This window comes from Brachymonas denitrificans (assembly GCF_907163135.1).
In the GTDB taxonomy this organism is placed as follows: Bacteria; Pseudomonadota; Gammaproteobacteria; order Burkholderiales; family Burkholderiaceae_C; genus Brachymonas; species Brachymonas denitrificans_A.
Window position 1 is genome coordinate 1,323,796 of sequence record NZ_CAJQUA010000001.1, and the last position, 13,295, is coordinate 1,337,090.

The window sequence follows — 13,295 nt, forward strand, 5'->3', positions numbered from 1 at the left end:
AGGAGACACCCTCATGAACATCGCATTCATCGGCATTGGCAACATGGGCGGCCCCATGGCCATCAACCTGCAGAAGGCGGGCCACACGGTCAAGGCCTTCGACCTGTCCCAGGCCGCCTGCGACACCGTCAAGGCCGAAGGCGTGACGGTGGCCGCCAGCGCCAACGATGCTGCCAGGGACGCCGAAGTCGTCGTCAGCATGCTGCCCGCCAGCGCCCACGTCGAAGCCCTGTACCTGGGCAAGGACGGCCAGCCCGGCCTGCTCGACGTGCTGCCGGCCGGCGCACTGATCATCGACAGCTCCACCATCGCCGCCGCCAGCGCGCAGAAGGTGGGCGCTGCGGCCGCCGCCAAGGGCTTTGCCTTCATCGACGCCCCCGTGTCCGGCGGCACCGCTGGCGCCGCTGCCGGCACGCTGACCTTCATGGTCGGCGGTGACGATGCGGCGCTGGGCCGTGCCCGTCCGCTGCTCGAGAAAATGGGCGCCAACATCTTCCACGCAGGCAGCGTGGGCGCCGGCCAGACCGCCAAGATCTGCAACAACATGCTGCTCGGCATCCTGATGATCGGCACCAGCGAAGCCATGGCCCTGGGCCTGGCCAACGGTCTCGACCCCAAGGCGCTGGCCGAGATCATGCGCCGCAGCTCCGGCGGCAACTGGGCGCTGGAAAAATACAACCCCGTGCCCGGCGTGATGGAAACGACCCCGGCCAGCAAGGGCTACGCCGGTGGCTTCGGCACCGACCTGATGCTCAAGGACCTGGGCCTGGCGCAGGAAAACGCCATGCACGTGCGTGCCAGCACCCCGCTGGGCGCCATGGCGCGCAGCCTGTACGCGGCGCACAGCCTGTCCGGCAAGGGCGGGCTGGATTTCTCCAGCATTATCCAGATGCTGCAGAAGGCAGATTGACGATTTCAGGATCCAGAAAATCGACGCAGGCAGACGATGAACAGCTTCAACTGGGACAACCTGAAAATCTTCCTGGCCGTAGCGCGCGCGCAATCGGCCTTGGAAGCTTCGGTCCTGCTGGGCATTGACCAATCGACCATTTCACGTCGCCTGCATCAGCTGGAAAAGGATATTGCCTCACGCCTGTTCGATCGCAATTCCCAGGGGCATCGCCTGACGGCTGCCGGTCACCGGCTGCTGGAGCATGTGGAAAAGCTGGAAACCTCCATTACCGCCATTGAATCGGAAGTGTTCAACGACAGCATGTCACTCACTGGCGACATCCGTCTGGGAGCAACCGAAGGTTTTGGCAGCTATTTTCTTTCTCCGCACCTGGCGCGATTCTGTGCCCGGCATCCGAATATCTCGGTCGAGCTGTTGCCGATGCCGCGCAATATCAACCTCTCCAAGCGGGAAGCCGATGCGTCGGTGTCGCTGGAGCGCCCCACGAACGATCAATTCGTGACCTCCAAGCTGTGCGACTACCGGCTCTTGCCCTATGCCACCGCAGAGTATCTGGATCGTCATGCTCCGATTACGACTGTCAGCGATCTGGAGCGGCAACGCTGGATCGATTATGTGGACGACCTGAAATTCACCAACCAGCAATTCACCTTGCATGACTGGCTGCCCGGTATCAAGCCATTTTTCTGCAGCACCAGCGTGATCGCCCAGTTCCAGGCCGCACAGGCCGGCGTCGGCATGGCATTTCTGCCCTGCTTTCTGGCCAATACCGTACAGAACCTGATCCCGGTGCTGCCGGATGACATTCAGGTCACGCGCACCTTCTGGTTGACTGCACCGGAAGACCGCCGGGAACTGGCCCGCGTCAAGGTGCTCTGGGAATATCTGCGCAAGGTAGCGGACGCCAATCAGGGCTATCTGATGGGCGCAGAGAAACATATCCGATGGGTGACGCCATGACACACCCCCGAGCAGGCACTCCGGCCCTCCCGACCATTTTCCGTCTCCTGAACAGAAGGATTACCAGCGATGAGTGACATCATTCTCGAAGCCAAAAACCTGACCAAGGAATTCAAGGGATTCGTTGCCGTCAACAACGTCAATCTCAAGGTCCAGCGCGGCAATATCCACGTCCTGATCGGCCCCAATGGCGCCGGCAAGACCACCTGTTTCAACCTGCTTACCAAGTTTCTCAAGCCCACCTCCGGCCAGATCCTCTTCAACGGCAAGGACATCACCCACGACGAGCCCGCCACCATCGCCCGCAACGGCATCGTGCGCTCGTTCCAGATCTCCGCCGTCTTCCCCCACATGACCGTGCTGCAGAACGTGCGCCTGGGCATGCAGCGCAGGCTCGGCGCCTCCTTCCACTTCTGGCGCAGCGAGTCAATGCTCGACCAGCTCAACGCGCGCTGCATGCAGCTGCTCTCCGAGGTCAAGCTCGAGCAGTTCGCCAATGAATTCGCCGTGAATCTGCCCTACGGCCGCAAGCGCGCCCTGGAGATTGCCGCCACCCTGGCCATGGAGCCCGAGCTGATGCTGCTCGACGAGCCCACCCAGGGCATGGGCCACGAGGATGTCGGCCACGTCACCGACCTGATCAAGCAGGTGTCCGCCGGCCGCACCATCATGATGGTCGAGCACAACATGAAGGTCGTCTCCACCATCGCCGACACCATCACGGTGCTCTCGCATGGCGAGGTGCTTGCCGAGGGCAACTATGCCCAGGTGTCCAGCAACCCGCAGGTGATGGAGGCCTACATGGGCACCAATGCCACCGAACTGCAAGGAGCCCACTGATGCATGCCGTTCTCGAACCCCAGGCCACACAGGCGGCCAGCACCGGCACTCCGGTGCTGGAGATCAGCGATCTGCATACCTGGTATGGCGAGTCGCACATCCTGCACGGGGTGAACCTCACGGTGAACAAGGGCGAAGTGGTCAGCCTGCTCGGGCGCAATGGCGCCGGGCGCACCACCACGCTGCGCGCCATCATGGGCATGGCCGGCAAGCGCCGCGGATCCATCAAGATCAATGGCGTCGAGACCATCCGCATGCCCACCTACCGCATCGCCCACATGGGCGTGGGCTATTGCCCGGAGGAGCGTGGCATCTTCGCCAGCCTGAGCTGCGAGGAGAACCTGTACCTGCCGCCGCGCGTGCGCAGCAAGCAGCCGCAGCCTCCCATGCATACCAAAGAGATCTACGAGATGTTCCCCAACCTGGAGCGGCGCAAGCACAGCCCCGGCACGCGTCTGTCCGGCGGCGAGCAGCAGATGCTGGCGGTGGCGCGCATCCTGCACACCGGGGCCAACCTGCTGCTGCTCGACGAGATCTCCGAGGGCCTGGCGCCGGTGATCGTGCAGGCGCTGGCGCGCATGATCACCATGCTCAAGGCCAAGGGCTACACCATCGTGATGGTGGAGCAGAACTTTCACTTTGCCGCGCCGCTGGCCGACCGGCTCTATGTGATGGAGCACGGCGAGATTGTCGAGCAGTTTGCGGCCAGTCAGTTGCAGGAGAAGATGCCGGTGCTCAACGAGCTGCTGGGCGTCTGAAGCCGCTTTCTTTCGTTTTCTTTCCTTTCTTTTTTTCCACACCCTTCCTCTAGAACACACCAGGAGACAAACCATGAAACTCAACAAAGCAGCAAGCCTGACCGCGGTGGCCGCCTCCGTGCTGATGCTGGTGGCCTGTGGCAAGCAGGGCAGCAGCTCGGCGCCTGCCGCAGCCTCCGGTGCCAGCGGCACCGCCGCTGCCGCTCCCGCCAGTGGTAACGTCATCCGCATCGGCTTCACCACCGACATGTCCGGCGTCTATGCCGACGCCGACGGCAAGGCCGGCGCCGAAGCGATCCAGATGGCCATCGACGACTTCGGCGGCTCGGTGCTGGGCAAGAAGGTCGAACTGGTGAGTGTTGACCACCAGAACAAGGCCGATATCGCCCTGTCCAAGGCGCGTGAATGGGTGGACCAGCAAAATGCCACGGTGCTGATCAGCGGCACCAACTCTGCGGTTGCGCTGGCCACTGCAAAGCTCGCAGCCGAGAAGAAGATTCCGTTCTTCTCCATTGGCGCGGCCACCGCTCGCCTGACCAATGAAGACTGCACCCCCTACACCGTTCACTATGGATTTGACACTGTGGCCCTGGCGCGTGTGACCGGCAATGCCCTGCTGGCTCAAGGCCTCAAGAGCTGGTACTTCCTCACCACGGACTATGCCTTCGGCCATTCGCTGGAGAAGGACACCACCGCCGTTGTGGAAGCCGGTGGCGGCAAGGTGCTGGGTGCTGTTCGCGCACCGCTGGGCGCCTCCGACTTCTCGTCCTTCCTGCTGCAGGCCAAGCAATCCAATGCACAGGTGCTGGCACTGGCCAATGCCGGTGCCGACTTTACCAACAGCGTCCGTGCGGCCATCGATTTCGGCATCAACAAGAATATGAAGGTCGCGGCACTGGTTGCCTACATCAACGACGTGCACGCGCTGGGTATCGACAAGGCACAAGGCCTGTTGCTGACCGAAACCTGGTTCTGGAACCAGAATGATGAAACCAAGGCCTTTGCCAAGCGTTTCGAAGAGAAGATGAAGCGTCCGCCCAGTTTCGTCCAGGCGGGCGACTATTCGGCAACCACCGCGTATCTCAATGCCGTCAAGGCCGTGGGAACCACCGATGGCACCAAGGTGATGGAATATCTGAAGAGCAACCCGATCAATGACATGTACGTCAAGAACGGCAAGATCCGCGAAGACGGCCGTCTGATGCGTCCGATGTATCTGGTGCAGGTGAAGACTCCGCAAGAATCCACCAGCCCGTGGGATCTGTACAAGACGCTGAAAGAGATTCCGGGCGAGGAGGCCTTCACGCCTGCAGCCGAGTCCAAGTGTTCGCTGCTCAAGAAGTCCTGATGGCCATGCGGTGACGGCTGTACCGCAGTCGTCACCCGTTCCCGCTCGACGCGGCTTCCGACAAGGGACGCTGCGTCCTGCCTCATGCCCCCACCTAGCTTAACAATCCCATGGAAATCTTCGGCATCCCCCTTGCGGGCGTCATGAGCCAGTTGCTGATCGGTCTGGTCAACGGCTCCTTCTACGCCATGCTCAGCCTCGGGCTGGCTGTCATCTTCGGCCTGCTCAACGTCGTCAACTTCGCACACGGCGCCATGTTCATGCTCGGCGCCATGATCGCCTGGATGGGCGGCCAGTACCTCGGGCTGAGCTATTGGGTCATGCTCTTTCTCGCTCCCCTGGTCGTCTTCGCCATCGGCCTGATCATCGAGAAACTCTTCCTCAAGCACCTCTACAAGCTCGACCACCTCTACGGCCTGCTGCTCACCTTCGGCATCACCCTCGTCGTCGAAGGCCTGCTGCGCACCCAGTACGGCGTCTCCGGCCTGTCCTACAGCCCCCCGGAGCTGCTGCGCGGCTCCACCGATCTGGGCTTCATGGTCCTGCCCAACTACCGCGCGTGGGTCGTCTTCGCATCGCTCGCCGTCTGCCTGGGCACCTGGCTCATCATCGAGAAGACCAAGCTCGGCGCCCTGCTGCGCGCCGGCACCGAGAATCCCAAGCTGGTCGAAGCCTTCGGCATCAACGTACCCCGCATGGTCACCCTCACCTACGGCCTCGGTGTGGCCCTCGCTGCCGTCGCCGGCGTGCTCGCCGCCCCCGTGCTGCAGGTCAGCCCCCTGATGGGCTCCAACCTCATCATCGTCGTCTTTGCCGTCGTCGTCATCGGCGGCATGGGCTCCATCCTCGGCTCCATCGTCACCGGCCTGGCCCTGGGCGTGATCGAGGGCATGACCAAGGTGTTCTATCCCGAGGCGTCCACCACCGTGGTGTTCGTGATCATGGTGCTGGTGCTGATGTTCCGCCCCGCCGGACTGTTCGGCAAAGAGAAGTGACGCAAAGGGATCCAACAAAATGAACAAGACTATCGGTTACGCCATCCTTCTGCTGGCAGCACTGGCTGCACCCTTTGTGGTGTATCCCGTCTTCATGATGAAGCTGCTGTGCTTCATCCTGTTTGCCTGCGCCTTCAACCTGCTGCTGGGCTACACCGGCCTGCTCTCCTTCGGCCATGCCGCCTTCCTCGGCGGGGCCGGCTACATCACCGGCTGGGTCATGACCCAGGTGATTCCCGATCCGGTCATCGGCATTCTGGCAGGCACCGCCTTTGCCACCCTCATCGGGGTCATCATGGGCTACATCGCCATCCGCCGTCAGGGCATCTACTTCGCCATGATCACGCTGGCGCTGGCGCAGATGTTCTTCTTCATCGCGCTGCAGGCCAAGTTCACCGGCGGCGAGGATGGCCTGCAGGGCGTGCCGCGCGGCATGATCGCAGGCATCCTCGATCTGGGCAATGACTTCGTCATGTACTACGTGGTGCTGGCCATCGTGGTGGCTGCTTTCCTGCTGATCTACCGCACGGTGCATTCGCCCTACGGCCAGATCCTCACCGCCATCAAGGAGAACGAGCCGCGTACCATCTCGCTGGGCTATGACGTGGACCGCTTCAAGCTGCTGGCCTTTACCCTGTCTGCGGCACTGGCCGGTCTGGCCGGTGCGACCAAGACGGTGGTGCTGGGCTTTGCCACGCTCACCGATGTGCACTGGTCGATGTCGGGTCTGGTGATCCTGATGACGCTGATTGGCGGCATGGGGACCTTGCTGGGTCCGGTGGTGGGGGCCACCATCGTGGTGATTCTGGAGAACCGCCTTGGCAACATCGGGCACTTCCTGGCCAGCCTGACCGGGGTGAACTGGTTCAACAGCCTGGGCGAGCAGGTCAACCTGGTGATCGGATTCATCTTCGTCATCTGCGTGATGCTGTTCCGGCGCGGCATCGTCGGGGAGTACATTGCGCTGGTGCAGCGGCTCAAGCTGGCTTCCGTCGGCAAGAAGCGATAAGAGCCCACTTCCACTGTCCAATGCCGGCCCCAGCGCCGGCATTTTTCATGGTGCTGCCATCTGCCTCCCCCACACTCCCACGTGGCAATTTTTTCTTGCCAAATGCGACGAATACTTTCTTACGCATGGCATGATAGGCACCTGCGGACGCAAGGCGACAGCTTCCCGTCTGCACCCCTTCCGGGATCGTCCAACGACACTCACAGGCAGACCTGGCACATGACTTCGCACCTCGGAACCCGATCGCCCCAGCCCGACGCGGCTGCTGACAATAATGCTTCTTCCCCATCCCGGGGCAGGAACGCCTGGCGGCTGGCGCTGCCCCTGCTGGCGCTGGCCGCGGGGGGGTCGGCGCTGGCCCTCAAGCCGCTGAGCATCTCGCCGCAAGGCGAAGTGAGCAAGGTACGCCAGTTCGTGGTGACCTTCGACAAGCCCGCCGTCACCGCCGGCAATCCGGAAGCACCGGCTCCATTCAGCATCAGCTGTACCAGCACCAACAAGCAGATTGCCATCCCGCGCTACAACGGTGCCTGGCGCAATCCGTCCTCATGGGCGGCGGATTTCGACGACTATCTGCCCGCCGATGTGCGCTGCACGGCCAAGAGCAGCCCCGGTTTCCGCTCACCCACCGGCGAAACGCTGGAAACCACCACGGCGCAGTTCCACACAGGCGCCCCCTTCGTGCAGACAATCACCCCCGGTGGTGGCAGTATCGACGAGAGCCAGGCCTTTGTGCTGCGTTTCAATGGTGCCGTCGATGCCGCCAGCGTGCAGGCAGCCAGCCATTGCGAAGTGGAAGGTATCGGCGAACAAGTGCCCACGCGCGTGATCAGCGGCGATGACCGCGCGGCCATCCTCAAGTCGCGCTGGTTTGCCAAAGAGGCCGAAAAGCAGCCCGACCGTTTTGTGGTGCTGCAGTGCAACCGCACGCTGCCGCAAAGCGCTGCCGTCTCCCTCACCCTGGGCAGCTATCGCAGCCCGGGCGGCCTGACCAGTCCGCAGCCGCAGAACTGGAAGTTCAAGGTACGCCCGCCCTTCGAAGCCACCTTCAGTTGCGAGCGGCCGAATGCACAGGCGGCCTGCCTGCCGATCCGTCCGGTACGGCTCGAGTTCAATGCTCCGGTGCCCATGAACTGGGCCAAACAGGTGGTGCTGCGCAGTGGCAACACCACGCTGCAACCGGATTTCAGCGCGGATGAAGCCAAGGCGGCCAGCGTGGAGGAGATCCGTTTCAAGCCCGCCCTGCCCGAGCAGAGCACGGCACAACTGGTACTGCCTGCCGGGCTCAAGGATGACGCCGGCCGCCCGCTGCAGAATGCCGACAGCTTCCCGCTCATGGTGCGTACCGGCCCCATGCCGCCGCTGGCCAAGTTTGCGGCCGCCCCCTTTGGCGTGGTCGAGCGCTTTGCCGAAGGCCCGGATGGCCCCGCCCTGCTGCCCATCACGCTGCGCAAGGTGGAAGCCGCCCCGGCCGTGAAGGCGCTGCAGCCGGGCGGTAAGGTACGCACTCTCACGCCCGAAAGCGACGCCGAAATCATTCGCTGGTACCAGCTCGTGCGCGACTATGACGGCGAGCTGGTGGAGCGCACCAAGGCGCGCAAGGACGGCATCCAGACGCTGCCGCCGGCACTGCCCGAGTCCAATGACGACGAGCAGACCGACATTCCGCCCAGCATGGTGCAGGCGCGCATGGTCTCGCTGCTGGCCCAGGCCGGCGGCGCCAAGGCCACCGAGCTGCCCAAGCCCGAAGGCGGCGATCCACGCCCGTTCGAGGTGGTCGGCATTCCGCTGCAGCCGGGCTTCCATGTGCTGGAAATCGCCTCGCCCATCCTTGGCCAGAATCTGCTGGACCCCCGTTTCAAGCAACGCACCATGTATGTACGCACCAGCGCACTGGTGACCAATCTGGGCGTGCACTTCAAGCATGGCCGCGCCGGCTCGCTGGCCTGGGTCACTCGGCTGGACAACGGCAAGCCCGTCCCCAACGCCAGCGTGGCGGTGAGCGGCTGCAATGGCAAGCTGCTGGCCTCCGGCAAGACCGATGCCAAGGGCATCTGGCGCCATGAGCAGGCCATCGAGGCGCCCAGGTGTGGCGAGTACGACCAGGAGAGCGCCCTGTTCGTCAGCGCCCGTGCCGCCGACGACAAGGGCGGCACCGACATGGCCTTCGTCTGGAGCGACTGGAACCGCGGCATCGAAAGCTGGCGTTTCGACGTGCCCACCAGCAGCGATCCCAAACCCGACCTGCGCGCCCACACCGTGCTCGACCGCACGCTATTGCGTGCCGGCGAAACCGTCTCGATGAAGCACTACCTGCGCACCGAAACCCTGCGCGGGCTGGCCGCCGCGGGACAGATGCCGACGCAGCTGCGCATTACCCACGTTGGCAGCGATGAAAGCATCGAACTGCCGCTGGTCTGGCGTACCACCGCCACGGGCGGGCAGACCGCTGAATCCACCTGGGAGACTCCCAAGGCGGCCAAGCTCGGCCACTACCGTGTGGCGCAAATCGGCAAGGACCGCAAGGGCGAGCCCTATGAACTCGACAGCGGCGAATTCCGCGTGGAGGAATTCCGCCTGCCCACCATGCACGGCAGCATCGCGCCGGTGCAGAAGGACACCCTGGTGGGCAGCACCGAGCTGCCGGTGCAGGTGCAGCTGGCCTACCTGAATGGCGGCGCCGCCAGCGGCCTGCCGGTGCAGGTGTCGGCCAGCATCAAGCCGGCCTATGCCTGGTTTGACGACTACGGCGGCTTCAGCTTCAGCAAGAGCGAACGCTGGTCGCGCCAGACCGAGGACGACAGCGAAGACGAGGACGCCCCCGCCAGCAAGACGCAGCTGCTGGCCGACCGCCTGACACTGACGCTGGGCAAGGACGGCGCCGGCCAGGTGAAGATTCCCAACATTCCCGAGAGCGGCCAGCCGCAGGACGTGACGCTGGAAGCCAGCTACAGCGATCCCAATGGCGAAATCCAGACCCTGCAGAGTCGGCAGCGCATCTGGCCGGCAGCGGTAGTCGCCGGCATCAAGACCGAGTACTGGGTGTCGGTGGACAAGGACCTGAAGTTCCAGGCACTGGCGCTGGATGTGCATGGCAAGCCGCTCAAGGACGTGAAGCTGGCCGTGCGCGGCGTGGCGCACAGCACCGTCACCAGCCGCAAGCGTCTGGTGGGCGGCTTCTACACCTACGACAACCAGGACAGCAGCAAGGACCTGGGCATCCTGTGCAGCGGCAAGAGCGACAGCCGCGGCCTGCTGGTGTGCAACGCCAGGGTCGATGAGCCCGGCGAGGTGGAGCTGGTCGCCAGCGCCACCGACGGCGAAGGCCGCAGCACCGAGGCCAGCACCAGCGTCACCGTCACGCGCCAGGGCGAGATCTGGTTCGGCGGCGAAGACCACGACCGCATGGACGTGCTGCCCGAAAAACGCGACTACCAGCCCGGCGAAACCGCCCAGCTGCAGGTGCGCATGCCCTTCCGCTATGCCACTGCCCTGCTCAGCGTGGAGCGCGAAGGCATTCTGCACAGCGAGGTGGTGGAGCTGAACGGCAAGGATCCGACCGTCAAACTGAAGATCCAGCCCGAATGGGGGCCGAACGTATACGTGAGCGTGCTCGCCCTGCGTGGCCGCCTGCGCGACGTGCCCTGGTACAGCTTCTTCACCTGGGGCTACAAGGCACCACGCGAATGGTGGCGCGCCTTCTGGCATGACGGCAAGGAATACGTCGCACCCACGCCGCTGGTCGACCTGAGCAAGCCCGCCTTCCGCCTGGGCATGGCCGCTCTGAACGTGGGTGTGGAAGGCCATGCCCTGCAGGTGAGCGTACAGCCCGACAAGGAAGCCTACCAGGTACGCCAGCAAGCGCAGGTGCTGATCAGTGCCAAGACTCCTGATGGCAAGCCGGCCGCCCATGCCGAAGTGGCCGTGGCCGCGGTCGACCAGGCCCTGCTGGAGCTCAAGCCCAACACCAGTTGGGACCTCCTGCATGCCATGTTCCAGCAACGCGCATGGGGCGTGGAAACCGCTACCGCGCAGATGGAAATCATCGGCCGCCGCCACTATGGCCGCAAGGCTGTGCCGGCTGGCGGTGATGGCGGCAACGGCGCCGCCACACGCGAACTTCTGGACACCCTGCTGCTGTGGAATCCGCGCGTGCAGCTCGATGCCAACGGCCAGGCCCGCATCACCGTGCCGCTGAATGACGCCCTGACCCGCTTCAAAGTGGTAGCCGTGGCCGACAGCGGCCAGGACCTGTTCGGCACCGGCGAAGCCAGCATCCGCACCACGCAGGATCTGCAGATCATCAGCGGCCTGCCGCCGCTGGTGCGCGAGGGCGACCAATATCGCGCCCAGATTACGCTGCGCAATACCACCAAAAAGGACATGCAGGTCGAGGTCACGCCCAAGGCCACCCTGCTCGAACTGAAACCGCAGAGCGTGACCATTCCCGCCGGTGGTTCGCACGAGATTGCCTGGGACGTGACGGCTCCCCCGCAACTGACCGCCACGCGCACGCAGGAGATCGTCTGGGAAGTGAGCGCACGCGACACCGCCGGCAGCAAGGCAGCCGATGCCCTGAAGATGAGCCAGCGCATCATCCCGGCCGTGCCACTGACGGTGCAGCAGGGCATGCTGGTGCAGGTGGATGACAAGAGCATCAGCCTGGCGCCGCCCCCGCAAAGCCTGGCCCTGGCCGATGGCAAGGCGGCCCAGGGCGGCGTGAAGATCGCGCTGCAGCCCTCGCTGGCCGAAAGCCTGCCGGGCGTGCGCGACTGGTTTGCCAACTATCCCTACGTCTGCCTGGAGCAGAAGGCGAGCAAGGCCATCGGCCTGCGCGACAACGCGATGTGGCAGGGCATTCTGAATGAGTTGCCCACCTATCTGGACGCCGACGGCCTGGCCAGCTACTTCCCGCCGCAGGAAGGCGGCCGCGCCCGCGGCAGCGATACGCTCACCGCTCACCTGCTGGCCAGTTCGCATGAAGCCGGCTCGCTGAATCCACGCTGGCAGCTGTCGCCTGCCGCGCGCGACAGCATGCTGGGCGGACTGACCAGGTTCGTCGAAGGCCGCATCGAGCGCGACTTCTGGAGCCCGCGCAACGACCGCGACGTGCGAAAGATCGCCGCCATCGAGGCGCTGGCCCGCTATGGCAAGGCGCAGCCGCGCATGCTCACCAGCATCACCATCGCGCCCAACCAGTGGCCCACGCATGCGGTGATCGACTGGCTGAGCATCCTGCAGCGCATGCCGTCCGTGCCCAACCGCGATACGCTGCTGACCGAAGCCAACCAGATCCTGCGCGCACGCCTGAGCTACCAGGGCACGCGCCTGCAGTTCAGCACCGAGCGCGATGACTACTGGTGGTGGCTGATGCAGAACGGCGACGTGAACAGCGCCCGCCTGATCCTGACCGTGGTAAACGATCCGGAATGGCAGAACGAGCTGCCGCTGCTGGTCAACGGCTTCATCGCGCGCCAGAAGAACGGTGCCTGGCAGACTACCAATGCCAACCTGTGGGGCGGCCTGGCGCTGGAGCGTTTTGCCGCCAAGGTGGAAGCCGGCCCGGTGAGTGGCAAGACGCTGCTGCGCATGGGCGGCAGCGAGCAGACCATCGACTGGAGCAAGGTCGCGCGCCTGGGTGCCAGCGCCCAGGCCCGTGGCAGTCACTGGTTCGGCGCCCCGGCGACCGAGCGCATGTACACCAACAACACTGCCTTCCTGCCCTGGCAGAACGCGCCCGGCGCGGCAGCCCAGACGCTGAGCCTGCAGCAGCAAGGCAGCGGCAAGCCCTGGGCCACGGTGCAGGCGCTGGCGGCGGTGCCGGTGAAGGCGCCCGTGTCGGCCGGCTACAGCGTGAAGAAGACGGTGACGCCGGTTCAGCAGGCCGTACCCGGCAAGACCAGCCGTGGCGATATCTGGCGTGTGCGCCTGGACATCAATGCGGCTACCGACATGACCTGGGTGGCAGTAAGCGACCCGATTCCGGCTGGCGCCACCGTGCTGGGCAGCGGCCTGGGCCGTGACTCGGCCATTGCCACCGAGGGCGAGCGCGCCAGTGGTCGCGGCTGGCTGGCCTTTGTGGAACGCAGCTTCGAGGCCTACCGCGCCTACTACGAGTATCTGCCGCAGGGCACGACCAGCATCGAATACACGGTGCGGCTGAACAACGTGGGCCAGTTTGCCCAGCCCGCCACGCGCGTGGAAGCGCTCTATGCGCCGGAAGTGTTCGGCGTGGCGCCCAATGCGGCGGTGAAGGTGGAGGCGCGCTGAGTTGGCTGACGGTCTGAAAGGATCGCTGGCGGCGAAAGCACGCCGCTTGTTGCAAGGCCCGGATTCGCCCTGGATTGCACAGGGTCGCGGCGCAGCCCTGCGCCGCGCGGAGTCCGGCGCACGACCGCTTGGCACAGGCGTCGGAGCGATCCTGCTCCAAGTGATCGGCCGTGCACGCATTCATGCATTCGGCTCGGCTCTG

General features: G+C 64.5%; 8 protein-coding genes. All 8 read left to right on the forward strand.

Annotated features, from left to right (window positions below):
- Positions 1–13 precede the first annotated feature (13 nt).
- The gene (mmsB, locus tag KKQ75_RS06300; RefSeq protein ID WP_213361064.1) at positions 14–910 is read left to right on the forward strand and encodes a 3-hydroxyisobutyrate dehydrogenase; all 897 of its coding nucleotides are present in this window, start codon (positions 14–16) and stop codon (positions 908–910) included.
- 36 nt (positions 911–946) lie between these two features.
- The gene (locus KKQ75_RS06305; protein ID WP_213361065.1) at positions 947–1,873 is read left to right on the forward strand and encodes a LysR family transcriptional regulator; all 927 of its coding nucleotides are present in this window, start codon (positions 947–949) and stop codon (positions 1,871–1,873) included.
- Positions 1,874–1,942: 69 nt separating this feature from the next.
- Positions 1,943–2,713: an ABC transporter ATP-binding protein gene (locus KKQ75_RS06310; RefSeq protein WP_213361066.1), complete on the forward strand. Its 771-nt coding sequence runs from the start codon at positions 1,943–1,945 to the stop codon at positions 2,711–2,713.
- Entirely contained in the window at positions 2,713–3,471 is a 759-nt protein-coding gene (locus KKQ75_RS06315) for an ABC transporter ATP-binding protein (RefSeq protein WP_213361057.1), read from the forward strand. The genes KKQ75_RS06310 and KKQ75_RS06315 overlap by 1 nt, the downstream gene beginning before the upstream one ends.
- Before the next feature lie 73 nt (positions 3,472–3,544).
- Positions 3,545–4,819, forward strand: coding sequence for an ABC transporter substrate-binding protein (locus tag KKQ75_RS06320; protein ID WP_213361067.1), 1,275 nt, complete (start codon positions 3,545–3,547; stop codon positions 4,817–4,819).
- 110 nt (positions 4,820–4,929) lie between these two features.
- Positions 4,930–5,814 carry a branched-chain amino acid ABC transporter permease gene (locus tag KKQ75_RS06325; protein ID WP_213361068.1) on the forward strand — a complete coding sequence of 295 codons (885 nt, stop codon included), beginning with the start codon at positions 4,930–4,932 and terminating at the stop codon, positions 5,812–5,814.
- 19 nt (positions 5,815–5,833) lie between these two features.
- The gene (locus tag KKQ75_RS06330; protein ID WP_213361069.1) at positions 5,834–6,823 is read left to right on the forward strand and encodes a branched-chain amino acid ABC transporter permease; all 990 of its coding nucleotides are present in this window, start codon (positions 5,834–5,836) and stop codon (positions 6,821–6,823) included.
- Positions 6,824–7,042: 219 nt separating this feature from the next.
- Entirely contained in the window at positions 7,043–13,093 is a 6,051-nt protein-coding gene (locus KKQ75_RS06335) for an alpha-2-macroglobulin family protein (RefSeq protein ID WP_213361071.1), read from the forward strand.
- The last annotated feature ends 202 nt before the right edge of the window (positions 13,094–13,295 follow it).